This is a genomic window from Methylibium petroleiphilum PM1 (assembly GCF_000015725.1).
Classification (GTDB): Bacteria; Pseudomonadota; Gammaproteobacteria; order Burkholderiales; family Burkholderiaceae_C; genus Methylibium; species Methylibium petroleiphilum.
The window spans coordinates 1,666,546-1,692,439 of record NC_008825.1; the positions used below are offsets into that span (position 1 = coordinate 1,666,546).

The 25,894-nt window shown below is 70.9% G+C and carries 23 protein-coding genes; 13 read left to right on the forward strand and 10 right to left on the reverse strand.

Going from position 1 to position 25,894, the window contains the following annotated elements:
- The first annotated feature begins 138 nt into the window (after window positions 1-138).
- From MPE_RS07800 to clpB, 4 genes are all read left to right on the forward strand, one after another.
- Window positions 139-1,842: a serine/threonine protein kinase gene (locus MPE_RS07800; RefSeq protein ID WP_158304601.1), complete on the forward strand. Its 1,704-nt coding sequence runs from the start codon at window positions 139-141 to the stop codon at window positions 1,840-1,842.
- 56 nt (window positions 1,843-1,898) lie between these two features.
- A complete protein-coding gene (locus MPE_RS07805; protein WP_041929587.1) occupies window positions 1,899-2,378 on the forward strand; it encodes a molybdenum cofactor biosynthesis protein MoaE in 480 nt (159 codons plus the stop codon).
- Entirely contained in the window at window positions 2,375-2,776 is a 402-nt protein-coding gene (gene crcB, locus MPE_RS07810) for a fluoride efflux transporter CrcB (RefSeq protein ID WP_237706380.1), read from the forward strand. The genes MPE_RS07805 and crcB overlap by 4 nt, the downstream gene beginning before the upstream one ends.
- 90 nt (window positions 2,777-2,866) lie before the next feature.
- Window positions 2,867-5,470 (forward strand): ATP-dependent chaperone ClpB, encoded by a 2,604-nt coding sequence (gene clpB, locus MPE_RS07815; protein WP_011829148.1) that lies wholly within the window; start codon window positions 2,867-2,869, stop codon window positions 5,468-5,470.
- A 49-nt stretch (window positions 5,471-5,519) separates the two neighbouring features.
- Here the strand turns inward: clpB and MPE_RS07820 are convergent, their stop codons facing one another.
- The gene (locus MPE_RS07820; protein ID WP_041929588.1) at window positions 5,520-6,830 is read right to left on the reverse strand and encodes a roadblock/LC7 domain-containing protein; all 1,311 of its coding nucleotides are present in this window, start codon (window positions 6,828-6,830) and stop codon (window positions 5,520-5,522) included.
- A 169-nt stretch (window positions 6,831-6,999) separates the two neighbouring features.
- On the opposite strand from MPE_RS07820, the gene nadB reads away from it, so the two are divergent.
- Window positions 7,000-8,628, forward strand: coding sequence for an L-aspartate oxidase (nadB, locus tag MPE_RS07825; protein ID WP_041929589.1), 1,629 nt, complete (start codon window positions 7,000-7,002; stop codon window positions 8,626-8,628).
- Between the two features lie 19 nt (window positions 8,629-8,647).
- Here the strand turns inward: nadB and MPE_RS07830 are convergent, their stop codons facing one another.
- The 4 genes from MPE_RS07830 to MPE_RS07845 form a co-directional block, all read right to left on the reverse strand.
- The gene (locus MPE_RS07830) at window positions 8,648-8,932 is read right to left on the reverse strand and encodes a late competence development ComFB family protein (protein ID WP_011829151.1); all 285 of its coding nucleotides are present in this window, start codon (window positions 8,930-8,932) and stop codon (window positions 8,648-8,650) included.
- A gap of 85 nt (window positions 8,933-9,017) precedes the next feature.
- Window positions 9,018-9,890 carry a carboxylating nicotinate-nucleotide diphosphorylase gene (nadC, locus tag MPE_RS07835; protein ID WP_011829152.1) on the reverse strand — a complete coding sequence of 291 codons (873 nt, stop codon included), beginning with the start codon at window positions 9,888-9,890 and terminating at the stop codon, window positions 9,018-9,020.
- A 169-nt stretch (window positions 9,891-10,059) separates the two neighbouring features.
- On the reverse strand, window positions 10,060-11,175 hold the full coding sequence (gene nadA, locus MPE_RS07840; protein ID WP_011829153.1) for a quinolinate synthase NadA: 1,116 nt from the start codon (window positions 11,173-11,175) through the stop codon (window positions 10,060-10,062).
- Window positions 11,176-11,212: 37 nt separating this feature from the next.
- Window positions 11,213-12,073, reverse strand: a complete 861-nt coding sequence (locus MPE_RS07845; protein ID WP_011829154.1) for an AraC family transcriptional regulator — start codon at window positions 12,071-12,073, stop codon at window positions 11,213-11,215.
- Window positions 12,074-12,137: 64 nt separating this feature from the next.
- On the opposite strand from MPE_RS07845, the gene MPE_RS07850 reads away from it, so the two are divergent.
- From MPE_RS07850 to MPE_RS22720, 3 genes are read left to right on the forward strand one after another with little or no spacing between them, the layout of a single operon-like run.
- Entirely contained in the window at window positions 12,138-13,406 is a 1,269-nt protein-coding gene (locus MPE_RS07850; protein WP_011829155.1) for an MFS transporter, read from the forward strand.
- Window positions 13,407-13,465: 59 nt separating this feature from the next.
- Window positions 13,466-15,160, forward strand: a complete 1,695-nt coding sequence (locus MPE_RS07855; RefSeq protein WP_011829156.1) for a thiamine pyrophosphate-binding protein — start codon at window positions 13,466-13,468, stop codon at window positions 15,158-15,160.
- Between the two features lie 18 nt (window positions 15,161-15,178).
- Window positions 15,179-15,691, forward strand: coding sequence for an META domain-containing protein (locus MPE_RS22720; protein WP_011829157.1), 513 nt, complete (start codon window positions 15,179-15,181; stop codon window positions 15,689-15,691).
- 15 nt (window positions 15,692-15,706) lie between these two features.
- On the opposite strand, the gene MPE_RS07865 is transcribed toward MPE_RS22720, so the two are convergent.
- Window positions 15,707-16,630 (reverse strand): EamA family transporter, encoded by a 924-nt coding sequence (locus MPE_RS07865; protein WP_011829158.1) that lies wholly within the window; start codon window positions 16,628-16,630, stop codon window positions 15,707-15,709.
- Between the two features lie 103 nt (window positions 16,631-16,733).
- Between MPE_RS07865 and MPE_RS07870 the strand changes: the two genes are divergently transcribed.
- The 4 genes from MPE_RS07870 to MPE_RS07885 are packed head-to-tail and all read left to right on the forward strand — an operon-like array spanning window position 16,734 to window position 21,838.
- Entirely contained in the window at window positions 16,734-17,225 is a 492-nt protein-coding gene (locus MPE_RS07870) for an Lrp/AsnC family transcriptional regulator (RefSeq protein WP_036235574.1), read from the forward strand.
- Window positions 17,222-17,728 carry a ribonuclease E activity regulator RraA gene (rraA, locus tag MPE_RS07875; protein WP_011829160.1) on the forward strand — a complete coding sequence of 169 codons (507 nt, stop codon included), beginning with the start codon at window positions 17,222-17,224 and terminating at the stop codon, window positions 17,726-17,728. The genes MPE_RS07870 and rraA overlap by 4 nt, the downstream gene beginning before the upstream one ends.
- Window positions 17,729-17,759: 31 nt before the next feature.
- Complete coding sequence (mprF, locus tag MPE_RS07880) at window positions 17,760-20,360, forward strand: bifunctional lysylphosphatidylglycerol flippase/synthetase MprF (protein WP_011829161.1); 2,601 nt, start codon at window positions 17,760-17,762, stop codon at window positions 20,358-20,360.
- Complete coding sequence (locus MPE_RS07885) at window positions 20,357-21,838, forward strand: AcvB/VirJ family lysyl-phosphatidylglycerol hydrolase (protein ID WP_011829162.1); 1,482 nt, start codon at window positions 20,357-20,359, stop codon at window positions 21,836-21,838. The genes mprF and MPE_RS07885 overlap by 4 nt, the downstream gene beginning before the upstream one ends.
- Window positions 21,839-21,885: 47 nt before the next feature.
- Here the strand turns inward: MPE_RS07885 and MPE_RS07890 are convergent, their stop codons facing one another.
- Together MPE_RS07890 and MPE_RS07895 are read right to left on the reverse strand one after the other, a co-directional pair.
- The gene (locus MPE_RS07890; protein ID WP_011829163.1) at window positions 21,886-22,524 is read right to left on the reverse strand and encodes a DsbA family oxidoreductase; all 639 of its coding nucleotides are present in this window, start codon (window positions 22,522-22,524) and stop codon (window positions 21,886-21,888) included.
- A gap of 58 nt (window positions 22,525-22,582) precedes the next feature.
- The gene (locus tag MPE_RS07895) at window positions 22,583-23,803 is read right to left on the reverse strand and encodes a polyhydroxyalkanoate depolymerase (protein WP_011829164.1); all 1,221 of its coding nucleotides are present in this window, start codon (window positions 23,801-23,803) and stop codon (window positions 22,583-22,585) included.
- Window positions 23,804-23,935: 132 nt separating this feature from the next.
- Between MPE_RS07895 and MPE_RS07900 the strand changes: the two genes are divergently transcribed.
- Complete coding sequence (locus MPE_RS07900; protein ID WP_011829165.1) at window positions 23,936-24,595, forward strand: glutathione S-transferase family protein; 660 nt, start codon at window positions 23,936-23,938, stop codon at window positions 24,593-24,595.
- Between the two features lie 63 nt (window positions 24,596-24,658).
- Here the strand turns inward: MPE_RS07900 and MPE_RS07905 are convergent, their stop codons facing one another.
- Both MPE_RS07905 and serB read right to left on the reverse strand, forming a co-directional pair.
- Window positions 24,659-25,081, reverse strand: coding sequence for a cupin domain-containing protein (locus MPE_RS07905; RefSeq protein ID WP_011829166.1), 423 nt, complete (start codon window positions 25,079-25,081; stop codon window positions 24,659-24,661).
- Window positions 25,082-25,172: 91 nt separating this feature from the next.
- Complete coding sequence (gene serB, locus MPE_RS07910; protein WP_041929590.1) at window positions 25,173-25,892, reverse strand: phosphoserine phosphatase SerB; 720 nt, start codon at window positions 25,890-25,892, stop codon at window positions 25,173-25,175.
- Between the last annotated feature and the right edge of the window lie 2 nt (window positions 25,893-25,894).

The window sequence follows — 25,894 nt, forward strand, 5'->3', positions numbered from 1 at the left end:
CGCTGATCCTGCGCGCAGTCACCGGGTATACGCTTTGCAACCAGAACGCAGGGAACTGCGGTCTATGCTGCAGACTCTGCCTCTCAGCCGTACATGATTCCCATCTCACGCCCTTCCGACCCCGCGAGTCCCCCCGCGGTGAGCGCCCGTCCGACGGTCGTGGAGCCCCAGCGGCTCCCGTCCGGTACGGCCGTGGGCAGCTTCGTGCTGCAGAAGCTCCAGGTGCGCGACGAATTCGGCCTGCGTTACCTGGCCACTGCCAGTGCGTCGGGCGGCGAAGTCACGATCGAGGAGTTCGCGCCGGCCGGTATCTCGCTGCGCGACACGACCGGGCTGCTGCGGCCCCGTTCGCCGGCCCATGCGGCCTTGTGGGAGGAGGGCCTGCAGGCCTTCCTGCAGGAGTCGGAACTGCTCGCCAAGCCCCTGCATCCCGCGCTGATGCGCATCGGCGCGGTGTGGCAGATGCGCGGCACCGCCTACCGGCTGTGGCCGCGCGTCGACGGGCGCACGCTCGCCGAGGTCTGCGCCGCGATGACCGAGGCGCCGAGCGAGGACTGGCTGCGTCGGATGATCGGGCCGGTGCTCGATGCACTGGAGAGCCTGCACGAGGCCGGATGGGTGCACGGCAATGTCCGACCCGGGCAGATCCTGGTGCAGCCGGATGGCACGCCGATGTTGCTGGACACCGCTGCGGTCCGGACAACGATCGGTGCGCGCCTGCCGCAGCACCCTGCCTGGCCGGAGCCCGGCTTCCGGCCCCCCGAGCTGGCCGAGCCACCGAGCGAGCACGCGCCGGGACCCTGGTCCGATCTGTACTCGCTGGCCGCCGTGGTGCAGTTCTGCATGAACGCGCCGCGACTGGGCGATGGTGCCGCCACGCAAGCTGGCAGCGCACCGGCAGTTGGGCGCTATGCGCACGGCTTCGTGTCGGTGCTCGAACGTTCGCTGGCCGCCGATCCGCGTGAGCGGCCGCAGTCGGTAGCGGCCTTCCGTCGCCAACTGCAGGCGGCGGGTGGCGGCGTGGCCGCTGCGGCACGCGAGCCGGTGGTCGCGCCGGAGCGTCGGGGGTTGGCGCTGTCGGACATCCCGGTACTGAAGACGCCGTTCCCGGAGCGCGAGGTGCTGTGGTCGGTGTCGGGGCCGGCGGAGCTCGGTCGCGACAGCCGGCCGCAGCCGCTGCCCAGCCTGCGCTCCGACCCCATGCTGCACGGCGCCCCGCGGTCGGCCCGACCCGCACCGCCACCCCCACCGCGCCCGCGCCGCTGGCCCTGGGCGGTGGCCGGCGTACTGGGGACGCTGCTGGTCGCCGGACTGGTCACCTACCAGCTCACCGGTGATACGAGTTCCCGGCTCGCGAGCATGATGCCGTTCCAGGCAGCGTCGCCGTCGGCGGAACAGGCCTTGCTGCAACGCGACCCTTCCGCGGCTGGCACGGCGGAGCCGGCCGCCTCCGAGCCGGCGCCGGCCGCGCAGGCGGCCAGCAGGCCCGTCACGCCGCTGCAGGCGGTGAACGTCCAAACCGGTCGCGGTGTTGTCACGGCGGCCCCCTCCGCCTCAGCGGCGACGGGGGGGGCCCGGGCGGCTGTGGCGGCGGCGGCGACGGTGCGGCCGGAGCGCGCGGCCTCCGCGCCTTCCACCGTCAGTGCGGTGCCGCCATCACAACAGGCGCAGGCCGCCGAGCCGGTGCGCCGCGAAGCCGTGCCCGGCACGCCGGCCGAGGCCTGTGCGCCGCGGACCAATTTCTCGCTCTATCGCTGCATGCAGGTGCAGTGCGAGCAGAGCCGCTTCTACGCGCACGCGCAGTGCGTTCGGCTGCGCCAGAACGACGAACTGCCGAGCTGAACGCTCATGGGCCGCGCACTCGGCCAGAGGACAGGGCGGTGCGAGAATCCTGTGCCATGAAGACCGGCCGCGTGACCATCCAGACGGAGGACTTTGATCTGTCCTCCGAAGTGGCCGCGTTGCGCGCCCATCAGCGCGGCGTCGGTGCAGTCGCCAGCTTCGTCGGCACCGTCCGCGACCGCAACGACGGTGACGAAGTCAGCCGCATGGAGCTCGAGCACTACCCCGGCATGACCGAGCGGGCGATCGAGGCCATGATCGACGCAGCCTTCGCGCGCTTCGACCTGCTGGGCGCCCGCGTCATCCATCGCATCGGCCCGCTCGAGGTGGGCGAACAGATCGTGCTGGTGGTGGTCAGTTCCGCGCACCGCGGCCAGGCCTTCCAGGCCTGCGAGTTCCTGATGGACTACCTGAAGACCCAGGCACCGTTCTGGAAGAAGGAACAGACTCCGCAGGGCGCCCGCTGGGTCGATGCCCGCGTTGCCGACGACGACGCCCTCCGACGCTGGGGCATCGCAGCGAGCGGCAACGCGTGAGCGCCGCCGTGGCCACGCCGCTGTTGCAGGCGCTGTGCGTGGCGGCCGGCTCGGCGGTCGGCGCGTTGCTCCGCTGGCGTGTCGCGCTGTGGCTCAACCCGATGTGGAGCGGCTTTCCGCTGGGCACGCTGCTGATCAATGCTTCGGGCGGCCTCGTGATCGGCGCCGCCGCGGCCTGGCTGTCGCAGCGGCCCGATGACCTGCTGCGCCTGCTGCTGATGACCGGCCTGTGCGGCGGGTTCACCACCTTCTCAGCGTTCTCGCTCGAATCGCTGGTGCTGCTGCAGCGCGGTTCCTATGCCATGGCACTGGGGCACACGCTGGCGCATGTGCTGGGCTCGCTGGCCTGTGCCGCACTCGGCTGGGCGCTGGCGCAGGCCTGGCTCGCGGCCCGCTGAGCGGGCCCGCTTGATGCAGGTCAAGCCGGCCCGTGCTTGAAAAGTCGCAGTGCCGGGCCCATCTTCGGTGCAATCCGGAGGAATTTCCCCATGCGTATCGACAAACTCACGACCAAGTTCCAGGAAGCGCTGGCCGACGCCCAGAGCCTCGCCGTCACGCGCGACAACCCCTACATCGAGCCGGCCCACGTGCTGGCTGCGATGCTGGCGCAGACCGACGGCCCCAAGGCCTTGCTCGAGCGGGCTGGCGCCAACACCGCGGCCCTGCGGACCGCGATGGACGTGGCCCTCAACGGACTGCCGCAGGTGCAGGGGGGCGGGCAGGGCGTGCAGCCCGGCCGTGATTTCGTCACCCTGATGCAGGCGGCCGAGCGCGATGCCGCGAAGCGCGGTGACCAGTTCATCGCCAGCGAGATGTTCCTGCTCGCCCTCGCCGATGCCAAGACCGACCTCGGCGGCATCGTGCGCGGCCACGGCCTCACCCGCAAGGCGCTGGAGACCGCGATCGACGCGGTGCGCGGCGGCCAGAAGGTCGACAGCGCCGAGTCCGAGGGCCAGCGCGAGGCGCTGAAGAAGTACACGCTCGACCTCACCGAGCGCGCCCGTGCCGGCAAGCTCGACCCGGTGATCGGCCGCGACGACGAGATCCGCCGCGCGATCCAGGTGCTGCAGCGGCGCAGCAAGAACAACCCGGTGCTGATCGGCGAGCCGGGCGTCGGCAAGACCGCCATCGTCGAGGGGCTGGCGCAGCGCATCGTCGCCGGCGAGGTGCCCGAGTCGCTCAAGAGCAAGCGCGTGCTGGTGCTCGACATGGCCCTGCTGCTGGCCGGCGCCAAGTACCGCGGCGAGTTCGAGGAACGGCTCAAGAGCGTGCTGAAGGAAGTGGCGCAGGACGAGGGCCAGACCATCGTCTTCATCGACGAGATCCACACCATGGTGGGCGCCGGCAAGGCCGAGGGTGCGATCGACGCCGGCAACATGCTCAAGCCCGCACTGGCGCGTGGCGAACTGCACTGCATCGGCGCCACCACGCTGGACGAATACCGCAAGTACGTCGAGAAGGACGCCGCGCTCGAGCGCCGCTTCCAGAAGGTGCTGGTCGGCGAGCCCAGCGTCGAGGCCACCATCGCCATCCTGCGCGGCCTGCAGGAGAAGTACGAGGTCCACCACGGCGTCGAGATCACCGACCCGGCGATCGTGGCCGCGGCCGAGCTCTCGCACCGCTACATCACCGACCGCTTCCTGCCCGACAAGGCCATCGACCTGATCGACGAGGCCGCGGCCAAGGTCAAGATCGAGATCGACTCCAAGCCCGAGGTGATGGACAGGCTCGACCGCCGGCTGATCCAGCTGAAGATCGAGCGCGAGGCCGTGCGCAAGGAGAAGGATGAGGCCTCGCAGAAGCGCTTCGGCCTGATCGAGGAGGACATCGCCAAGCTGGAGCGCGAGGCGGCCGACCTGGACGAGGTGTGGAAGGCCGAGAAGGCCACCGCCCAGGGCTCGGCCCACCTGAAGGAAGACATCGACCGCATCCGCACGCAGATCGAGGAGTTCAAGCGCAAGGGCGACTTCAACAAGGTCGCCGAGCTGCAGTACGGCAAGCTGCCGGAGCTGGAGAAGAAGCTCAAGGACGCGCAGGCCAAGGAGGCCAAGGGCGGGGTCGATGGCAAGCCCACGCTGCTGCGCACGCTGGTCGGCTCGGAAGAGATCGCCGAGGTGGTGGCGCGCGCCACCGGGATCCCGGTCGCCAAGCTGATGCAGGGCGAGCGCCAGAAGCTTCTCGACATGGAAGTGAAGCTGCACGAGCGCGTGGTGGGCCAGGACGAGGCGATCCGCGCCGTGTCCGACTCGATCCGTCGTTCGCGTGCCGGCCTGTCCGACCCGAACCGCCCGACCGGCTCCTTCCTGTTCCTCGGCCCCACCGGCGTCGGCAAGACCGAGCTGTGCAAGGCGCTGGCCGGTTTCCTGTTCGACACCGAGGAAGCCATGATCCGCATCGACATGAGCGAGTTCATGGAGAAGCACTCGGTCGCCCGCCTGATCGGCGCGCCGCCGGGCTATGTGGGCTATGACGAGGGGGGTTATCTCACCGAGGCAGTGCGCCGCAAGCCCTACAGCGTGCTGCTGCTCGACGAGGTGGAGAAGGCGCACCCCGACGTGTTCAACGTGCTGCTGCAGGTGCTGGACGACGGCCGCCTGACCGACGGGCAGGGCCGCACGGTGGACTTCAAGAACACGGTGATCGTGATGACCAGCAACCTGGGCTCTCACCTCATCATGCAGATGGCGGGGCAGGACCCGGAGCTGATTCGCGAGGCGGTGTGGGGCGAGCTGAAGACGCACTTCCGGCCGGAGTTCCTGAACCGCATCGACGAGACCGTGGTGTTCCATGCGCTCGACGCGCAGCACATCGAAGCGATCGCGGGCATCCAGCTCAAGGCGCTGGAGGCGCGTCTGGCCAAGCTGGACATCCGCCTCGAGGTGTCGGCGGCGGCGCTGTCGGAGCTGGCGAAGGTGGGCTTCGATCCGGTGTTCGGGGCGCGGCCGCTGAAGCGGGCGATCCAGCAGCGCATCGAGAACCCGCTGTCCAAGCTGCTGCTGGAGGGCAAGTTCGCGCCGAAGGACGTGGTGCCGGTCGACGTGGACCCGATCCGCTCGCCGGGCGAGTTCCACTTCGGGCGCGTGGTGCACTGAGGCACACCCCCACGCAGCCCGTCCCGGCGGGCCGCGTGGGGCAGATGACTCAGTTCCGCGGCTGTGCGGAGTTCGGCAACCGGGCCGCGAGCAGCAGCGCGTCGTCGAGCCGGCGCAGTTGCAGCACCATCAGGGCCAGCGAAACGTGCGGCTTGTCGAGCACGACGTGCAGCGCAGCACCCGGGTGCGCCGGCAGTGGACGCAGCAGCAGATGGTGTTGGCCGAGGGTGACCGACATGTCGGGCACTGCCGCACCCAGCCCGAGCGCGCGGCTGGCGCTCATCATCGTGGCCAGCACGGAACTGCCGTGGCGCCCCAGCTCGTCGGGGCCGGGCCGTGCACCTGCGTGGCCGATCGGCTGGCCGGTCATGATGTCGAAGGCGCAGGCACTCACGACGCCGGTGAGCTGGCTCAGATCGTGAAGATAGCGTTCGAGCGGCTCGTCGTGCGCCGGTGAGGGCGCGCCGACCACCGGCATCGGCGTCGGCACCGATGCAGCCCGGGCGGCCACGGCATTGGCCGCCGTGGCGGCGGCAGCGGCCGTGGAGCCGGTGCCCAGCAGCGGCAGCGTGGCCACGTCCTGACCGGGCTTGGTCTGGCGTTGCCAGGCATTCCACGCCAGGCAGAGTTGGCCCCACACGTCGGCCGGGCGGGTGACCTGGGCCGTGGGCGTGGCGTCCAGCGCGGTGGCCGCGCGGAACTTGGCCACCTCGGCCGGCAGTGCGGCGCCGGCGGTCAGCGGCAAGAAGAGCATGCGGCGGCAGATCCAGCCACCGCGCAGCACCGCCTCGCGCCAGGGTGCCAACGCCGTCGTCAGCGCATGGGCCGGCAGGTCGCCGACCATCATGATGCCCAGCCGCGCGCGGCCCAGCAGCACGCGTGCGAGGGTCTGGCGGGTGTGGGTGTCGGCATCGACCTCGGTGCTGTAGAGCCGTACGCTGCGGCCATTGGCGGCGGGGCAGTCGACGTACTCGATGGTGGCCAGCACGGTGCCGGCGCCGTTGCGCCGCACCACCAGCCGCTGCACGGCACGCTGGCTGGCCGCTGCGATGCCGCCCAGCAACTTGCGCGAGGCCGAGGTGCCCAGGTCGTGCACCGACACGAATTCCGGCTGCAGGTGGTCGAACTGCTGCGTCATCGCATCGGCCGGCTCGCAGGCGACGAACAACTCGCGCACGCCATTGCCGACCGCGCGACCGATGTCCTGCGCGTCGTCCGCCTGCTCCGCGGCGCCCGCCTGCCCATTGGGGAAGCGCGGCGAGATCTGGGTCAGCACGCGCGTCGATTCCCAGTCGTGCGCGGCCGGCGGCGACGTCGGGGGGCGGCTGGATCGGCTGTGGGGATCGGAGGAAAAACTCATGGACAACGCCAGGCTGGACGGCCATCCGGAGCGAATGTCACCAAGTGTAATGCGCGCCCCGAGGTCGATCGGGTCGCACTTTCCGCCGGGTCGGTGCGACGGGGGGCGTCGATAGAATCCGGGCCAGATGTCGCGCCGCTGCGGTGCGTCCGGTCCTGAAACTGCCGACATGCCGACCCGCCACGAAGCTGCATCCCCGTCTCCCGTGGTGATCATCGGCGCGGGTCTGGCCGGCTTGACGGTGGCACTGCAATTGGCCCCGAGACACCCCGTCGTGGTGCTCGCCAAGCGCAACCTCGACGAAGGCGCCACGGCCTGGGCGCAGGGCGGCATCGTCGGCGTGCTGGGCAGTGACGACAGCATCGAGAGCCATGTGCGCGACACGCAGGATGCGGGCGCCGGTCTGGTCGACGAACACACCGCGCGCTTCATCGCCCAGCACAGCGCCGAAGCGGTCGAGTGGCTGGTCGAGCGCGGCGTGCCGTTCTCGCCCGATCCCGAAGGCCCGCTCGGCCTGCATCTCACCCGCGAGGGCGGGCATGCGGTGCGGCGCATCGCGCACGCCGCCGACGCGACCGGCAAGGCCATCCACGACGTGCTGCTCGATGAGGTGAGGCGCCATCCGAACATCACGCTGCGCGAACGCTGGATGGCGGTCGACCTGATCACCTCGCGGCATCTCAAGACCGACGGTTCGCCGCGCTGCTACGGCGTCTACGCGCTCGACATCGACCGCCAGCGCGTCGAGACGCTGCCGGCCGCGGCGGTGGTGCTGGCGACCGGCGGCGCCGGCAAGGTCTACCGCTACACGACCAACCCCGACACCTCCACCGGCGACGGCATCGCGATGGCCTACCGAGCCGGCTGCCGCGTCGGCAACATGGAGTTCGTGCAGTTCCACCCCACCTGCCTCTACCACCCGCAGGAGCGCAGCTTCCTGATCACCGAGGCGCTGCGAGGTGAAGGCGGGCAGCTCAAGCTGCCGGACGGCACACGCTTCATGGCGGCCCACGACGAGCGGCTCGAACTCGCGCCACGCGACGTGGTGGCCCGTGCGATCGACTTCGAGATGAAGAAGCACGGCCTCGACCACGTGTGGCTCGACGCCACGCACCTCGGCGAGGCCTTCCTGAAGTCGCACTTCCCGACCATCTTCGCGCGCTGCCTTGCGCTCGGCATCGACATCTCCAGACAGCCGATCCCGGTGGTGCCGGCCGCGCACTACACCTGCGGTGGGGTGGTCACCGATCTCGACGGCCGCAGCGACCTGCCGGGGCTGTATGCGGTGGGCGAGACCACCTACACCGGCCTGCACGGCGCCAACCGGCTGGCCAGCAACTCGCTGCTCGAATGCGTGGTGCTGGGCAAGACCTGCGCCGAGCACATCCTCTCGCAGCACGAGAGTGGGCTCCCCGTCCTGCCGGCCTGGGACGAAAGCCAGGTCGAGAACGCCGACGAGCAGGTCGTCATCTCGCACAACTGGGACGAACTGCGCCTGCTGATGTGGAACTACGTCGGCATCGTGCGCACCACCAAGCGGCTGGAGCGGGCGCTGCATCGCATCAAGCTGCTGCGCAGCGAGATCGACGACTACTACGCCAACTTCCGCGTCACGCGCGACCTGCTGGAACTGCGCAACCTCGTTGATTGCGCCGAGCTCATCGTGCGGTCCGCGCTCAGCCGCCACGAAAGCCGCGGGCTGCACTACAGCCGCGATTTCCCGCAGACGCTGCCGGTCAGCTTCCCGACCATCCTGACGCGCAAGCCCAAGCGCAAGGCCGCGCCCTGGGCGGCCTGAGCCGCGTTCGGCCCGGGCTTCAGGCGCGCGCCCGCATCGCGGTGCGCGCCTGGACGAACTCGAACGCGAAGCCGACCGCGCTGGCCACCAGTCGCTCGGCCATCAGACGCTCCTTCTCGCTCTGGTAGAAGACCAGATCCACCTCGTGGCGGATGTAGCGCGCGGGCAGCCGGTTCAGCGCCACGCAGGCCACGTCGGGCAGCAGGTCGTCGCTGATCAGCGGATAGTGGTCGCGCCATGTGCGCACGGCGTCGAACACCGCGCGTTCCTGGTAGTTGCGGATGCCCGCGAATTCGGAGCTCATGCGGTCGATTGTCACGAGCGTGCAGCGCCGGCAAATGCCGAATTGCGCGGCAGAGCGCCCGCTTTTCGCCCGGCGAGGCCGGTGCTCAGGCGTCGCCGAGCACGCGCATCGAGTAATCGGTCGCCGTGACGTCCTTGGTCAACCGGCCGATCGAGATGCGGTCCACGCCGGTCGCGGCGATGTCGCGCACCTGGTCCAGCGCGACACCGCCCGACACCTCCAGCAGCGCGCGGCCCGCGTTCACCGCCACTGCCTCGCGCATCTGCGGCAGGTCGAAGTTGTCGAGCAACACGCTCACCGCGCCGTGGTCCAGCGCCTCGCGCAGTTGCGCGAGGGTCTCCACCTCGATCTGGATGTCGACGCCCGCATCCAGCTCGCGCGCCGCCGCCAGCACCTGCGCAATGCCGCCGGCCGCTGCGATGTGGTTCTCCTTGATCAGGATGCCGTGCCACAGCGCCAGCCGCTGGTTCTGGCCGCCGCCGGTGCGCACCGCGTACTTCTGCGCCTGGCGCAGGCCGGGCAGGGTCTTGCGGGTGTCGAGGATGGCGCAGCCGCGCGGGTTGGGCGAGGCGCCGGCGATCGCGTCGACGTGGCGGCGCGTCAGCGTCGCGGTGGCCGACAGCAGCTGCAGGAAATTGAGCGCCGGCCGTTCGGCGGCCAGCAGCGCGCGGGCATCGGCCTCGATCTCGCACACCAGCGTGTCGGAGTCCATGCGCGCGCCCTCGGCGTAGTGCCACTGCACGTCCGCCTGCGGGTCGAGCGCAACCACGCAGTCGAAGAACCAGTGCCGGCCGCACAGCACCGCCGCCTCGCGCACAAGCACGCGCGCGCGCACGCGGTGCCCCTCGGGGACCAACCGGCCCGTCCAGTCGGTGCGGCCGATGTCCTCGAACAGCGCGTCGCGCACGTTGCGCGCGCGAGCTTCGTCGAGCGTCTCGTTGGTCTCGAAAGTGAGCATGCCTCGCGGCTCCATCATGCGTATACAGCGTGGTTCGATGCAGACGGCCGTCTGCCGAGCAGCCGCCGCGGATCCGGCTCCGCCGGTCCGCCAGCGGCGCCCCAAGGGCCACGCAGTGGTCCCTTCCGGGCCACGGGGGAGCGGCGCAGCCGCAACGGGGGGAGCGTCATCACGCGGCACCGATGTTGGGGACGAAGCCGCGAGCCGGCTGGCTGATCGCGCCGGGATTCGCCTTCACGAAATCCAGCATGCGCTCGATGCAGCCCAGCGCCTGCGTGCGGGTCGGTTCGGGCACGGTGATCGCGCCGCGGCCGTGCTCCAGGCAGTCGACCACGCCCTGCAGCGCGTTCATCGCCATCCACGGGCAGTGCGCGCAGCTCTTGCACGTGGCGCTGTTGCCGGCGGTCGGCGCCTCCAGCAGCGTCTTGCCGGGTGCGAGCTGGCGCATGCGGTGCAGGATGCCGTTGTCGGTCGCCACAATGAAGGTCTGGCGGTCGCTGCCGGTCACGGCGTTCAGCAGCTGCGAGGTCGAGCCCACCACGTCGGCCAGTTCGACCACGCGCTTCGGCGACTCCGGGTGCACGAGCACCAGCGCGTCGGGGTGCTCCTTCTTCATGAGCTCGAGTTCCAGGCCCTTGAACTCGTCGTGCACGATGCACTCGCCCTGCCACATCAGCATGTCGGCGCCGGTGTGCTCGGCGATGTAGCGGCCCAGGTGCCGGTCGGGCGCCCACAGCACCTTCTGGCCCTGGGCGTGCAGGTGCTCGACGATGGCGACGGCGCAGGAACTGGTCACCATCCAGTCGGCGCGCGCCTTCACCGCCGCGCTGGTGTTGGCGTAGACCACCACGGTGCGGTCGGGGTGGGCGTCGCAGAAGGCTGCGAAGTCTTCGGGCGGGCAGCCCAGGTCGAGCGAACACGTCGCGTCGAGGTCGGGCATCAGCACCGTCTTCTCGGGCGACAGGATCTTGGCGCTCTCGCCCATGAAGCGCACGCCGGCCACCACCAGAGTCTGCGCGGCGTGGTCGCGGCCGAAACGCGCCATCTCCAGCGAGTCGGACACGCAGCCGCCGGTCTCCAGCGCCAGGTCCTGCAGGTCGCCATCGACGTAGTAGTGAGCCACCAGCACGGCATTGCGCTCGGCCAGCAAACGCCTGGCACGCGCCTTCAGTTCGTCGCGACGGGCCGGTGTCAGCGGCTCGGGCACCTTGGCCCAGGCCTGGGAGGTGCAACTGGCGCCGGTGGCGTCCTGCTTGGTGAAGTCGTAGAGGATCTGTTCGCTCATGAGGGCTCCTGGGCGTATTTTCGCCGAGCGCGCAGGCTCAAGCCGACGCGAAGAAGCGACTCGGCGGCGCTCCGACCGAGCGCCGCACCATCGCGCTGAAGGCGCTGGGGCTGGCGTAGCCCAGTTCGGTGGCGATCTGGCCCATCGGCGTGCCACGCGCCGCCAGCGACAGCGCGCGCGCCAGCAGCACCTGCTGGCGCCACTGCACGAAGCTCGTGCCCAGGTCCTGGCGGAACAGCCGCGCCACCGTGCGCTCGCTGGCACCGACGTCGCGCGACCAGTCGGCCAGCGTCTCGTGGCGCGTCGGGTCGTCGAGCACCGCTTCGCACAGCGCACGCAGCCGCTTGTCCTGCGGCAGTGCGACGCCCAACGGCACCGGCGCGGCGCGCTTCAATTCGTCGGCCAGCAGCGGGGCGATCAGCTTCTCACGCGCCAGTTCGTCTGCGCTCGGTGATGCACCGTCCGGGTTGGTCGGCAGCGCCAGCATCAGCGCGCGCAGCAGTTCCGACACCTCGAGCACCCGGCAGTGCCGCCAGTCGCTGCCGACCGTGTCGCTGCGCTGCGGCCCGCAGCGGCCGGGGCGCTGGTGCAGGTACAGCGTGCGCAGCTCGGCCGTCTCCACCACGGTGATCGCGTGCTCGATGCCGGGCGGTACCCACACCGCACGCGAGGGTGGGACGAGATAGGTGCCGCGCTCGGCGGTCAGCCGCATCACGCCGGTGGCCGACCAAGCGAGCTGGGCCCAGGCATGACTGTGCGGCGCCACCCGGGTGTCGGTGGCCAGCGTGTGCTGCTTGGCGCGCAGCGGGCGCTCGGCGGTGGGGGTGAACAGGTGCGGCGTCAGCGGGCCGACGCTGGTCGAGGCGGGTTTGATGCGGGCGCTGGACGGTCTTGGCATGATCTCGATAGAAGTTGTCCCGCTATCGTAAGCGCGCCGCAGCGTCCCCACCTAGCATCGGGGCATGCAGATTCCAGTTCCCGCTTCTTCGCCTGCCGCCGGCGCCACGCTGCGCCAGGACGCCCGCACCATCGGCCTGGTCGGCCTGGCGCACGGCACCTCGCACTTCTTCCACATGCTGTTGCCGCCGCTGTTCCCGGCCTTCATCCGCGACTTCGGCCTCAGCTACTCCGAGCTCGGGCTGCTGGTCACCATCTTCTTCGTGGTGTCGGGCATCGGCCAGGCGCTGGCCGGCTTCCTGGTCGACCGCGTGGGCGCGCGGCCGGTGCTGTTCCTGGCCCTGGGGCTGTTCGTCGCTTCGGCGCTCATGGCAGCCACGGCCCATGGCTATGTCGGCCTGATGCTGGCCTCGGCGCTGGCCGGGCTTGGCAATTCGCCCTTCCACCCGGTCGACTTCACGATCCTGAACAAGCGCGTCTCGCCGCCGCGCCTGGGTCACGCCTTCTCGGTCCACGGCATCACCGGCAACCTGGGCTGGGCCGCCGGACCTGTGTTCATGGCCGGGCTGACTGCCGCCACCGGCTCCTGGCGCATCGCCGCCGCGGCGGCAGGCGGTGTGGCGCTGCTGGTGCTGGTGGTGCAGGTGCTGAACCGCGAGGCGATCGACGACCGCGCCAGCAACTGGGCCCACGAGTCCAAGGCCGGCATCACGGATCTGCCCGAAGAGCACCCGATGGCCTTCCTGAAGCTGCCCTCGGTATGGCTGTGCTTCGCCTTCTTCTTCTGGACCACGGCGGCACTCACGGCGATCCAGAGCTTCGCCAGCCCGGCGCTGCAGCAGATGTACGGCCTGCCGCTGACCGTGACCGCCTTCGTCGTGACCGGCTACATGCTGTGCGGCGCAGCCGGCATGGTGATCGGCGGCTTCCTGGTCACGCGCATCCAGCGTCTGGAGCGCACCATCGGCTACGCGATGGCGGCATCGGCCGGCCTGCTGCTGCTCACCGGCACCGGCTGGTTGCCGGGCCTCGCTGCGGCGGCGGCAGCCTCGCTGGCCGGTTTCGGGACCGGGCTCGCCGGGCCGTCGCGCGACATGCTGATCAAGCGCGCCGCGCCGCCGGGGGCCACCGGCCGTGTCTACGGCACCGTGTACTCGGGCCTGGACATCGGGTTCGCGCTCGCCGCGCCGCTGTTCGGCGCCTTGCTCGACCACGGGCAGCCGAACAGCGTGTTCCACGGCGCGGCGCTGATGATGTTGCTGGGCGTGATGTCGGCCTCGATGGTCGGTCTGCGCATCGCGCGCGGCCGCGCCGTGCCGGTGCTCGCGACCTGAGTCCGAGGCGCCAGCACGGGGACAGCGCGGAGCGCGACGCCGCGGCTACAGTGCCGCCCATGCACACTCCCGTTGCGCGTCTGGCCGGCCATGCGCTGGTCGAGGCGCTGATCGCTCAAGGCGTCGGCACCTGCTTCGGCGTGCCGGGCGAGAGCTTCCTGCCGGTGCTCGACGGCTTTGTCGAGCACGCCGGGCGCATCCGCTTCGTCAGCTGCCGCCAGGAGGGCGGGGCAGCCTTCATGGCCGAAGCCCAGGGCAAGCTGACGCGCCGCCCCGGCATCTGCTTCGTCACGCGCGGACCGGGTGCCGCCAACGCCGCCGTTGGCCTGCACACCGCCTTCCAGGACAGCACGCCGATGGTGCTGTTCATCGGCCAGGTGGGGGCCGAGGTGCGTGACCGCGAGGCCTTCCAGGAACTCGACTACCGCGCGGTGTTCGGTCCGAACAGCGGCGGCTTCGCCAAATGGGTGGGCGAGGTGGCCAGCGCCGACCGCCTGCCCGAGTACGTGGCGAAGGCCTTCCACCTCGCGATGCAGGGCCGTCCCGGGCCGGTGGTGCTGGCGCTGCCCGAGGACATGCTGCGCACGCCGACCGCCGCGCCGGTGCTGCCGCGCGTGGAGCCGGCCCAGGCCTGGCCCGCGCCCGGCGCGCTGCGCGAGGTGCGCACCCGGCTGCTCGCCGCGCAACGGCCCTTGCTGCTCGCCGGCGGCAGCGGCTGGGATGCCGGTGCGGTGCAGGCGCTGCAGCGCTTCGCAGAGAACTGGCAGCTGCCCGTGGCCTGTGCCTTCCGCTTCCAGGATCTGTTTGACAACCACCACCCGCTCTACGCCGGCGATGTGGGCATCGGCGTGAACCCGAAGCTGGCCGAGCGGGTGCGCGATGCCGACCTAGTGCTGGCCGTCGGTCCGCGGCTGGGCGAGATGACCACCGGCGGCTATGCACTGCTGGCCGCGCCGCGTCCGCGGCAGACGCTGATCCACGTTCACGCCGGCGCAGAGGAACTGGGCAGCGTCTACGCCGCCGACCTGCTGCTGCAATCTTCGATGGCGAACGCGGCGCGCGCGCTGGAAACGCTGGCGGCACCGGCTGCCGTGCCATGGTCGGCCTGGGCCGCCGCGGCGCAGGCCGACTACCAGGCCAACCTCGTGCCGCTGCCGGTTGCGCCGCTCGACCTGGCCGAGGTCGTGAAGACCGTGCAGCGGCTCGCACCGGCTGATACCGTGGTCACCAACGGGGCCGGCAACTTCAGCGGCTGGCTGCACCGCTACTGGCGCTACCGTGGCCTCGGCAGCCAGCTCTCGCCGACCTCGGGGGCCATGGGCTATGGCATCCCCGCTGCCATCGCGGCCAACCTGCTGCTGCCGGGCCGCTGCGTCGTCGCCTTCACCGGCGACGGCGACGGGCTGATGACGGTGCAGGAACTCGCCACGGCGCGGGCGCACGGGGCCCGGCCCATCGTGGTGCTGGTCGACAACGCGAGCTACGGCACGATCCGCATGCACCAGGAACGCGAGTTCCCGGGCCGCGTCAGTGGCAGCGATCTGGTGAATCCCGACTTCGTGGGGCTGGCGCGGGCCTTCGGCTGGGTGGCCGAGCGCATCGAGCGCACCGAAGCCTTCGCACCAGCCTTCGGCGCCGCGCTGGCGCGCGACGAACCGACCTTGCTGCACCTGATACTCGACACCGAGGTCAGCACCACGCGCAGCACGCTGAGCGCGATCCGCGCCACCGCACTGCAGCGGCGTCACACCTGAATCCCGAGGAGTTCTGCCATGCACCCCCTGCGATCGACCCTTGCCGTGATGGCTTGCCTCAGCCTCGGCGCCTGCGTGGTGCCGATTCCCGTTCCGGCGCCGGCGCCTTCGCAACCTTCGCCGCCCGCTTCCGCCCCGGCGCCGGTCCCCGCGCCCACCCCACCGAACGTGGCTGCGGCGCCCGACCCGGCCGTGCTCGGCGCGTGGCGCATCGAGCAGGCCCGCAGCGAGCCGTTGCTGGATCGCAGCGCGGCCCGCGTCGACTTCGGGCCCGACGGCCAGCTCGCCGGCAACGGCAGCTGCAACACGCTGCGTGGTCGCTACACGCTCAGCGGCAACACGCTGAAGATCGGCCCCATCGTCACGACGCGCATGGCTTGCGCCACCCAGGCCATGGAGCAGGAAGACCGCGTGCTCACGGCGCTGGAGCGGGCCGCCACCGCACGAGTCCCGCCGCACGGTTTTCTGACGCTGGCCGATGCCGACGGTGCGGTGTTGCTGCGCGCATCGCGTATCGACGCGAAGCCCTGAGCGTCCGCGCCGGACTCAGGCCGCCGCGGGCCGCCGACCGGCGAGCAGCAGCACCACGCCGACCAGCACCACGCCGGCCGCGGCCCACTCGTAGCCGCTGACGGTCTCGCCGCCGAGCCACACGCCGAGCAGCAGTGCGATCACCGGGTTCACGAAGCAGTAGCTCGACGCCAGTCCCGGCGACGCCTTCGCGAGCAGCAGCATGTAGGCGTTGAAGGCGATCAGCGAGCCGAACACCACCAGGTAGAGCCAGGCCGCCACGGCCAGTGGTGCCGGGGGCCACTGGCGAGCGAACGTGGCGTATTCGCCATGCAGCGCGGCCATCGCCAGCAGCACCGCGCCGCCGCAGAGCATCTCGCTCGCGAAGCCCATCGCGCCGGGCGCCAGCGGCGTGCGGCGCTGGCTCAGCAGGCTGCCGGCGGTCCAGGTCAGGCAGGCCAGCGCGATCGCCGTCAGGCCGGCGGCCGAGGCCTGGAAGCCGGCGCCCTGGGTCAGCATCAGCACCCCGCCCAGGCCGATGGCGATGCCGGCCGCCTCCAGTCGGCTCGGGAATACGCGCCACAGCATCAGGCCGGCCGCCATCATGACCGGCACCACGGCGATGAAGGCGACCACGAGGCCGGAGCCCACGCTCTGCTCGGCATAGGCGGTGCCGCCCATGCCTCCGCCGAGCATCAGCGCGCCGACCAGCAGTGCGTTCCGCCACTGCCGGGCATTCGGCCACGGCGCACGCTTCACCCAGCGCATCCACGCGGCCAGCAACGCGCCGGCGACGAAGAAACGCGAGCCCATCTGCAGGAAGGGCGGGAAGCTGATCAGCGCGAACTTGATCGCGAGGTAGGTCGACCCCCAGACCAGCCAGGTGGCGGCGAGGCAGGCGATCACCAGCGGCGTCAGCCCAGGGCGCGGCAGGTGCAGGGGAGGGGCCAGCGAACTCATGCGCACATGCTACGAAGCCGGGCGCGGCGCCTGAAGAGCGCAATCAAGGAAAGACAGCGTCGCCGCCTTCGATTTGCAGGAAAGTCGCGTGCTAGGCTTCATCATGTCCGCCGCGATGAGTCTCGACGCCTACGACACGCGCATCCTGGCCGAACTGCAGGCCGAGGCCCGGCTGAGCATGGCCGAGCTGGGCCGGCGCGTCCACCTGAGCCAGCCCGCCGTGACCGAGCGCGTGCGCAAGCTCGAGGCGGCCGGCGTCATCACCGGCTACCGCGCCACGGTCAACCTGCAGGCGCTGGGCTACGGCATCCGCGCGATGATCCGCGTGGGCCGCGCCGAGTACGCGCGGGTGGTGAAGCTGGTGCAGCAGACGCCCGAGGTCATCAATGCCTACAACGTGACCGGCGAGGACAGCTGGATCCTCGAGATCGCCGTGATCGACGTGGCGCATCTCGACGCGGTGGTCACCAGGTTCTGCATCCTCGCCGAGACCTCGACCGCCATCATCCTCAACCCCGCGCGCGAGCACCAGCCGATGCTGCCGCCGCGCCGCGAGGACGTGAAACCCCCGATCAGGAAAGTGGAGAACGCATGAGCCGCCCGGCCCTCGAATTTGCAGTTTGCGACCTGTGCGACGAGCACAAGAACGACACCGACGGCGCCTTCCGCGTGCTGCCGCCGGTGTTCCACAGCTACGGCGGCGTCGCCAAGTTCGCCGGGCCGGTGAGCACGGTGAAGTGCTTCGAGGACAACAGCCTGGTGAAGCTCGCGCTCGACGAACCCGGCCAGGGCCGCGTGCTGGTGGTCGACGGCGGCGGCTCGCTGCGCCGCGCGCTGGTCGGCGGCAACATCGGCGCGGCCGCCGCGAAGAACGGCTGGGCCGGCGTGCTGGTGAACGGCTGCGTGCGCGACGCGGCGGAACTGGCGGCCAGCGCGGTGGGCATCCGCGCGCTGGCGCTGATGCCGCTGCCGACCGAGAAGCGCAACGAGGGCCAGCGCGACGTGGCGGTGCAGGTGCAGGGCGTGTGGGTGCGGGTGGGAGACTGGCTGTATGCCGATGAAGACGGCGTCGTCGTGATGCCGTCGCCGGCCGGTTGAGCGCGATCGCCTGCCGCAGGGCCGCTGCCCCGTGACCGAGCCCAGCCCCGCGTCGCTGCTCGGACCCCGACCGCCCGCGCCCTGGCTGGGCGAGTGGTGGCCGCGCCTGCGGCCCTGGGTGCTCACGACACTGGCCATGCTGCTGGCGGGTGCCGTGGCGCTGGCGCTGCAGGGCCTGCTGCGCGAGGTGCGCTATGCCGACGTGATGGCCGCGATGCACGCCACGCCGCCGTCGGACATCGCGTTCGCGCTGCTCGCCACCGCGGCGAGCTACCTCGCGCTGGCCGGGTATGACGCGTCGGCGCTGGTCTATGCAGGCGCCAGGGTCGGGCGCAGCACGGTGCTGCTGACCTCGTTCGTCGCCTACGCGCTGGCCAACACCATCGGCCTCGGCCCGCTTACCGGCGGCGCGGTGCGGATGCGGCTGTACGCCGCGGCCGGACTGGCGCCGCCGCAGATCGCGCGGGTGATCGCCTTCAACGCTGCCGCGTTCACGCTGGGCATCACCGCCTTCGGCGCGCTCGGGCTGCTGTGGGGGGCCGACGACGTGGCGTCGCTGCTGCACACGCGGCCAGGAGGCTTGCGCGCCGGCGCCGCGGTGCTGCTGCTGGCGCTGGCTGTCTTTCTGGTGCTGTGCCTGCGGCAGCGCACGCTGAATGTGGGCCCGCGCTGGACGCTGCGGCTGCCGTCGGCGGGCCTGGCGTTGCGCCAGCTGGTGATCTCGGCGCTCGAGCTCGGCGCGTCGGCCGCGGCACTGTGGTTCCTGCTGCCCGACGACCGCATCGCGCTGCCGACCTTCATGGCCTTCTATGCCATCGCGATCACGGCCGGCATCCTGAGCCATGTGCCAGGCGGCGTGGGCGTGTTCGAGGCGGTGATGCTGCTGGCCAGCGGCGCGCACGTGCCGACCGAGGCGATGCTGGGCGCCTTGCTGCTCTACCGCGGTCTCTACTACGTGCTGCCGCTGGTGCTCGCCACGGCGCTGCTGGCGTCCTACGAACTGCGCTCCGGCGTGGCCGCGCCGGTCGGCCGTCTGGCGGTGCGCCTCAGTCCTCGGTTGATGGCTGCGCTGACGCTGGTGGCCGGCCTGTGGCTGCTGGTCTCGGGCGTCACGCCGGTGACCGAGGATGCGCGGCAGATCCTCGCAGCGCTCGACCTGCCGCTGCCGCTGATCGAGGCCTCGCATTTCCTCGGTAGCGTCGCCGGCCTGGGGTTGCTGCTGGTCGCGCGCGGGCTGCTGCACCGGCTCGACGCGGCCTGGTGGGCGGCGCTGGTGCTGGCGGTCGTGGCGGCGGTGCTGGCGCTGCCCAAGGGCATTGCGCTGCACGAGGCGGCGCTGCTGTCGACGCTGGCGCTGCTGCTGCTGATCTCGCGCCGGCAGTTCGACCGCCGCTCCTCGCTGTTCGCGCAGCGTCTCGAGCCCGGGTGGCTGCTGGCGTTGGGCGGCGTGATCGCCGCCTGCGTGTGGGTGCTGTTCTTCGCCTATCAGGAGGTCGCCTACAGCAACCGGCTGTGGTGGCAGTTCGAGCTCGACGCGCATGCGCCGCGCTCGCTGCGCGCGCTGATGGGCGTGGCATTGATCGGCCTGGCGTTCGGCCTCTGGCAGTTGCTGCGCCCGCCGGCCGGCGGCGCGGCGCCGGCCACGGCCGAGGAGATCGCGCGCGCGGCGGCGGTGGTGCGGAGCAGCCCGTCGTCCGACGGCTGCTATGCGCTGGTCGGCGACAAGCACCTGCTGTTCTCGCCGTCGGGCCGCAGCTTCCTGATGTTCGGCAAGCAGGGCCGCTCCTGGGTGTCGCTGTTCGGCCCGATGGGTGACGCGCGCGAGTGGCCCGACCTGGTGTGGCGCTTCGTCGAACTGGCGGCGGCGCATGGAGGCCGCGCGGCCTTCTACCAGGTCCGGCCGGTCGCGCTGCCGCTCTACCTGGACTGCGGCCTGCAGGCCTTCAAGCTGGGCGAGCATGCGCACGTCACCTTGCCCGACTTCGATCTCAAGGGTGCCAAGCGCGCCAACCTGCGCTCCGGCGTGAACCGCGGGGAGCGCGAGGGCCTGAGCTTCGAGGTGCTGCCGCCGGCGGCGGTGGGCGCGGCGCTGCCGGAACTGCACGCCGTGTCCGATGCCTGGCTCGGCCAGCAGAAGTCGCGCGAGAAGGGCTTCTCGGTCGGCCGCTTCGACGAGCGCTACCTGCAGCAACTGCCGGTCGCCGTGGTGCGGCGCGAAGGCCGCATCATCGCTTTCGCCAACCTGCTAGCGACCGACGCGAAGGACGAGGCCAGCATCGATTTGATGCGCCACCTGCCGGAGTCGCCGCCCGGCACGATGGACTTCCTGTTCGCCAAGATCATGCTGTACCTGCAGGCCCAGGGCTACCAGCGCTTCGGCCTGGGCATGTCGCCGATGGCCGGCATGGCCGAACGGCGCCGCGCGCCGCGCTGGCAGCGGCTGGGGCGGCTGCTGTTCGAGCACGGCGAGCGCTTCTACAACTTCCGCGGCCTGCACAGGTTCAAGGACAAGTTCGAGCCGGTCTGGGAGGCGCGCTACCTAGCCGCACCCGGCGGCGTGGCGCCGCTGTTCGTGCTGGTCGACGTGGCCGCATTGATTGGCGGCGGCGTCAAGGGCGTGATCGCCAAATGAGCGTGGCGCGCGCACCCGCACCCGCACTCGCGTTCGCGGTGGCGCTGGCTGCCGCGGGCATGGCGTCGGTGGCGGCACCGGCCCGTCCGGCGCCGCCGGCGTCGGCACCGTTGCAGAAGCCGGCCGCCGCGGCCGCGCAGACGGTGTCGCACGGCCTGTTCACCGGCGTGCAGGTCTTTCGGCCCGCGGGCGAGGTGAAGCAGTTCGTGCTGCTGCTGGCCGACGAGGCCGGGCCCGACGCGACCGAGCGGCAACTGGCGCAGTCCATGACGAAGGCCGGCGCCCTGGTGGCGGCCGTGCCGCTGGCGCCGTTCCATCGCCGGCTCGAGGCGCAGGGCGGCAGCTGCCTGTACGCGGCGGGCGCCTTCGAGAACCTGGCCCACCAGGTGCAGGCCATCGAGAAGCTGCCGACCTACCTGGAGCCGATGCTGGTCGGTGCCGGCGCATCTCGAGCCGCCTTCGCCTACGGGGTGATGGCGCAGGCGCCGGCCGGCAGCTTCGTGTCGGCGCTGTCGCTGGGCTTCTGCCCGCGCCTGGACGACAGGACCCCGCTGTGCGCCACCAACGCGCTGCGCTGGCAGGCGGCGACCGGTGGTCGCGGCGTGGAACTGCAACCGGCGACGCAGGCGGTCGCGCCCTGGGCGGCGGTGCAGAGCGGCAGCGAGACCGCCGCCTGCAGCGCGAGCACGGCCCAGGCCTTCGTCGCGCGCGTCCCGCAGGCCCGTTGGGTGCCGCTGCCGTCGGGCGCGCCGGCCGCCACGACAGGCAACGATGGCACCGCGGGCTTTGACGCGGCCTATGCGCGCCTGGCCACCCACCGCGTGTCGCTCGGCGCGCCACCGGCCCAGCTGGCCGACCTGCCGATCGTCGAGGTGCCGGCGACGGCGGCGGCCGGCAGCGACGCGGGCAACGCTCGGCGCTTCGCGGTGCTGTTGTCGGGGGACGGCGGCTGGGCCGGGATCGACAAGAGCATTGCCGCCGCGCTGGCGAAGCAGGGCGTTCCGGTGGCCGGTTTCGATTCGCTGCGCTACTTCTGGAGCGCGCGCACGCCCGAGGGCCTGGCCGCCGACCTCGACCGTCTGATCCGCTACTACGCCGCACGCTGGCAGCGCAGCGAGGTGCTGCTGATCGGCTACTCGCAGGGCGCCGACGTGCTGCCCTTCGCGATCAACCGACTGCCGGCCCGCACGCGCGCCAGCGTGCAACTGACGGCGCTGCTCGGCCTGGGCCAGAAGGCAGCGTTCGAGTTCCACGTGACCCACTGGATCGGCGCCAGCGGCGACCGCCCGATCGCCCCCGAGGCCCAGAAGCTGTCGGCCGCGGGCACGCTGTGCATCCACGGCAGCGACGAGCGCGATTCGCTGTGCCCCCAGCTCGCACCGAAGCACGTGCGCGCGCTCGTGCTGCCGGGCGGGCACCACTTCGGCGGCGACTATGACGCGCTGGCCGGCCGGATCCTGGAGGCGGTGCCGCGCTGAACGAGTGCCGGTGCGGGATGGTGAGTCGGTGCCGGACGACGGGCCTTTCACGCCCGCCCGGCCAGCTCCCGCAATACCTGCTCGAACACCTCGACCGGCTGGCCGCCTTGAACCAGGTGCCGGCCGTCGATGACGATCGAGGGCACCGAATGGATGCCACGGTCGAGCCAGAGCTGCTCCTGTTCGCGCACTTCGGCGGCAAACTCGTCCGACGCCAGCAGAGCCTGCGCGCGCTGCGGGTCGAGCCCCGCCTCGCCCGCCACGCTCACCAGCAGGCCGGGGTCGGCGACGTTCTCGCCGTCGGTGAAGTAGGCGCGCAGCAGTGCGTGCTTCAGTTCGCGCTGGCGGCCTTCGAGGCCGGCCCAGTGCAGCAGCCGGTGGGCGTCGAAGGTGTTGTAGGTGCGGCTTCGGCGGCCGAAGCGGAAGCCCACGGTCTCACCACGCAGGCGGATCATCTCGGAGTTACGCGCGCAGTCCTCCGGTGTGATGCCGTACTTGCGCGTGAGGTGGGCCACGATCTCCTCGCCTTCGGGCGGCATCTGCGGGTTCAGCTCGAAGGGCTGGACATGCAGCTCGACGGACAGCTCGCCGTCCAGGCGCTGGATGGCCTGCTCCAGCGCGTTCAGGCCGATGGCGCACCAGGGGCAGACCACATCGGACACGAAATCGATCTTCATCCTCTTCATGGAGGATCAGTCTAGCGGCGAAGCCCGGGCTGCGGCGCCGCAGGCCCGGAACGGGCCGTCACTGGCTCACGTGGATCAGCTCGCGCACCCGTGGGTAGATCTGCTGCTGCCAGCGCCGGCCGCTGAACACGCCGTAGTGGCCCACGCCGAGCTGCACGTGGTGGGTCTTGCGGAAGGGGGCGAGGCCACCGCACAGGTCGTGCGCGGCGACGGTCTGGCCGATCGAGCAGATGTCGTCGCGCTCGCCCTCGACGGTGAAGAGCGCGGTGCGGCGGATCGCTCGGGTGTCGACGGTGCGGCCGCGGTAGTTCAGGTCGCCCTGCGCCAGCGCGTAGTCCTGGAACACCAGTTTCACGGTCTCCAGATAGAACTCGGCGGCCAGGTCGTTGACGGCGAAGTACTCCTCGTAGAACTGCCGCGTGGCCTCGGCCTTCTCGATGTCGCCGGTGGCGATGTGGTGGTACAGGTCGGCGAAGGCCTTGCGGTGCCGGTCCGGGTTCATGCTCATGAAGGCGGTGAGCTGCAGGAAGCCGGGGTACACGCGCCGCATCGCGCCGGCATAGCGCAGCGGCACGTCGTGTACCAGGTTCTTCTCGAACCACTCGATCGGCTTGCTGGTCGCGAGCTTGTTCACCTCGGTCGGGTTGATGCGGCAGTCGATCGGGCCGGCCATCAGCGACATGCTGCGCGGCTGCGCCGGGTTGTCGTCCTCGCTCATCAGCGCCACCGCGGCCAGCGCCGGCACGCAGGGCTGGCAGATCGCCATCAGGTGCGAGCCGGGGCCTATGGTCTCCAGGAACAGGATCAGGTGGTCGATGTACTCGTCCAGGCCGAACGGCCCCTCGGCCAGCGGCACATGGCGGGCGTTGTGCCAGTCGGTGATGTAGACGTCGTGGTCGGCCATCATCGTGCGCACCGTGTCGCGCAGCAGCGTGGCGAAGTGGCCCGACAGCGGCGCGGCGATCAGCACGCGCGGCTGGTCGGCCGGAGCGTCCTCGCGCACGAAGCGCAGCAGGGTGGCGAAGGGCGTGCTGGTCACCACCTCCTCGCGCACCTTCAGCTCGCGCTCGCCGACCCGCACGGAGCTGATGCGGAACTCGGGCCGCTGGTGCGTCAGCCTGGCGAGCGAGAACACCTCGCAGGCGGCAGCCAGCTTGCGCACCGCCGGCAGCTGCTTCAGGACGAACCACTCGTGGCTGAGGTAGCTCGCTGCGGTACTGGCCGCCGTCTGGAGCGGCGCCAGCAGATCGGTGTGGTTCTGGTAGGCCTGGTACATCATGGGCTGCCTCATCCCCCGTCGACAGGCGGGGTCATGCAAGGCACCGCAGGCAAGTTGCAGGCCATGCGGAGTCGCCGCCCCAGGCTGGCACAGCGATTGCGGGAGGGAGTGCACCTGGAGGACGGATGCACCATGGCCAAGGCCACGCTCACGATCAGCAGCAAGAACTATTCGTCGTGGTCCCTGCGCGGCTGGCTGCTCGCGCGCTTCGCGGGGCTGGACTTCAGCGAGCACGTCCTGCCGCCCGACGATCCGGGCGTGAAGGCCGAGATCCTGCTGCTGGCGCCTTCGATCCTGGTGCCGCGGCTGCGCCACGACAAGGTCGACGTGTGGGACACGCTGGCGATCGCCGAGTACCTGCACGAGATCAAGCCCAAGGCCGGGCTGCTGCCGGCCGATCGTGCGGCGCGCGCGCACTGCCGGGCCGTCTGCGGCGAGATGCACTCGGGCTTCAGCTCGCTGCGCTCGGCGCTGCCGATGAACCTGAAGGGCAGCTTCCCGGGCTACAAGGTGTGGAGCCGGGCGCAGTCGGACATCGAGCGCGTGGTCGAGATCTGGTCGGACTGCCTGAAGCGCTACGGCGGTCCATGGCTGTTCGGTGAGCACCGCACGATGGCCGATGCGATGTACGCGCCGGTGGTCACGCGGCTCAAGACCTACGACGTGCGCATCAGCGACCGCGCCTGCATCGAGTACTGCCTGCGGGTGATGTCGATGCCCGAGATGCAGGAATGGATCGCGGCCGCGAAGACCGAGCCGGAGTCGATGGAGGAACTCGAAGTCGAGTTCTGACCGCCCGCCGTCACCGACGGCCCGCTCCCGCCCTGGTGGGGGACGGAAACGGGCCCGGCGTTCTCAGAACCAGGCCTTGGGCGCCGGGATATCGCAGACCGGATCGACGTCGATGGTCTTGAAGTCGGCCGGGCCGACCACTTCCAGGTACTCCATGTCGGGCGAGTAGTCGAACAGGAAGTGGCGGACGCCCGGGCGCTGGTGCACGCAGTCGCCGGCAGAGACCAGCGTCTCCTGGTCCTCGTACATGAACTTCGCCCAGCCCCTGAGCATGATCACGATGTGGAACTCCGCCTCATGGCGGTGCCACCCCGTGCCTTTCTCCGGTGCATTGTTCGCGATCACCAGCTGCGCGATCACCTTGCCGTTGGTGGCCTCGGCGATGCCCAGATCGCGGTAGAGGAAGAAATCGCGCAAGCCGTCGCTGCGGAAGTGGGTGTCGGTCGGCTTGACGTGGGAGAACTTCGTGGCGGTGCGATCGAGCATGGCGGGGCCCTCCGGGGTTGGTAATGGATTGCTGCTATGCACAAACCATTCCTGCCGGAGCGATCCGGCCTGCCCCGGGACAGGGCAGCGCTCAGTGCGGCGACATCACCTCGAGCAGACGGTCCAGCCCGCCCTGCTCGATCGATACCATCGCCTGCGCCCGCACCGCGGGCTTCGCGTGGTAGGCCACCGACAGGCCGGCAGCGCCCATCATCGGCAGGTCGTTGGCGCCGTCGCCCATGGCGATCGCGCGCGAGGGCGCGATGCCCAGCTGCGCACAGGTGGCGAGCAGCATCTTCCGCTTCTCCTCGCCATCGCAGATGTCGCCCCAGTCCTGGTCGACCATCCGGCCAGTGAGGGCGCCGTCGGCCACCTCGAGCACGTTGCTGCGGGTGAAGTCGAGGCCCAGCCGGTCGCGCACGTGGTCGCTGAAGAAGGTGAAGCCGCCCGAGACCAGCAGCGTCCTCAGGCCCGCGGCCCGGCAGGCGCGCACCAGCGTCTCGGCGCCGGGGTTGAGCTGCAGGCGCTGGGAGAGCACCTGCTGCATCGCCGTCACCGGCACGCCCTTCAGCAGTGCCACGCGCCGTCGCAGGCTGTCCTTGTAGTCGGCGATCTCGCCGCGCATCGCGGCCTCGGTGATGGCCGCGACCTCGGCCTTGCGACCGGCCGCGTCGGCGATCTCGTCGACGCACTCGATGTTGATCAGCGTCGAGTCCATGTCGAAGGCGATCAGGCCGAAGTCCGGCAGCTTCAGGGGTGGCGCGATGCCCCGCACGGTCAATCCCGGGGCGAACTCGGTCGGTGGCGTCATGC

Excerpts from the sequence above, each read along its gene's own strand:
- MPE_RS07885 (WP_011829162.1), top strand. The coding sequence starts at position 20,357 with ATGAGCGTGGCGCGCGCACCCGCACCCGCACTCGCGTTCGCGGTGGCG.
- rraA (WP_011829160.1), top strand. The coding sequence starts at position 17,222 with ATGAGCCGCCCGGCCCTCGAATTTGCAGTTTGCGACCTGTGCGACGAG.
- MPE_RS07905 (WP_011829166.1), bottom strand. The coding sequence starts at position 25,081 with ATGCTCGATCGCACCGCCACGAAGTTCTCCCACGTCAAGCCGACCGAC.
- MPE_RS22720 (WP_011829157.1), top strand. The coding sequence starts at position 15,179 with ATGCACCCCCTGCGATCGACCCTTGCCGTGATGGCTTGCCTCAGCCTC.
- MPE_RS07895 (WP_011829164.1), bottom strand. The coding sequence starts at position 23,803 with ATGATGTACCAGGCCTACCAGAACCACACCGATCTGCTGGCGCCGCTC.
- MPE_RS07830 (WP_011829151.1), bottom strand. The coding sequence starts at position 8,932 with ATGAGCTCCGAATTCGCGGGCATCCGCAACTACCAGGAACGCGCGGTG.
- serB (WP_041929590.1), bottom strand. The coding sequence starts at position 25,892 with ATGACGCCACCGACCGAGTTCGCCCCGGGATTGACCGTGCGGGGCATC.
- MPE_RS07845 (WP_011829154.1), bottom strand. The coding sequence starts at position 12,073 with ATGCCAAGACCGTCCAGCGCCCGCATCAAACCCGCCTCGACCAGCGTC.
- clpB (WP_011829148.1), top strand. The coding sequence starts at position 2,867 with ATGCGTATCGACAAACTCACGACCAAGTTCCAGGAAGCGCTGGCCGAC.
- MPE_RS07820 (WP_041929588.1), bottom strand. The coding sequence starts at position 6,830 with ATGAGTTTTTCCTCCGATCCCCACAGCCGATCCAGCCGCCCCCCGACG.
- MPE_RS07855 (WP_011829156.1), top strand. The coding sequence starts at position 13,466 with ATGCACACTCCCGTTGCGCGTCTGGCCGGCCATGCGCTGGTCGAGGCG.
- nadC (WP_011829152.1), bottom strand. The coding sequence starts at position 9,890 with ATGCTCACTTTCGAGACCAACGAGACGCTCGACGAAGCTCGCGCGCGC.
- MPE_RS07865 (WP_011829158.1), bottom strand. The coding sequence starts at position 16,630 with ATGAGTTCGCTGGCCCCTCCCCTGCACCTGCCGCGCCCTGGGCTGACG.
- MPE_RS07900 (WP_011829165.1), top strand. The coding sequence starts at position 23,936 with ATGGCCAAGGCCACGCTCACGATCAGCAGCAAGAACTATTCGTCGTGG.
- MPE_RS07870 (WP_036235574.1), top strand. The coding sequence starts at position 16,734 with ATGTCCGCCGCGATGAGTCTCGACGCCTACGACACGCGCATCCTGGCC.
- MPE_RS07850 (WP_011829155.1), top strand. The coding sequence starts at position 12,138 with ATGCAGATTCCAGTTCCCGCTTCTTCGCCTGCCGCCGGCGCCACGCTG.
- nadA (WP_011829153.1), bottom strand. The coding sequence starts at position 11,175 with ATGAGCGAACAGATCCTCTACGACTTCACCAAGCAGGACGCCACCGGC.
- MPE_RS07890 (WP_011829163.1), bottom strand. The coding sequence starts at position 22,524 with ATGAAGAGGATGAAGATCGATTTCGTGTCCGATGTGGTCTGCCCCTGG.
- nadB (WP_041929589.1), top strand. The coding sequence starts at position 7,000 with ATGCCGACCCGCCACGAAGCTGCATCCCCGTCTCCCGTGGTGATCATC.
- MPE_RS07805 (WP_041929587.1), top strand. The coding sequence starts at position 1,899 with ATGAAGACCGGCCGCGTGACCATCCAGACGGAGGACTTTGATCTGTCC.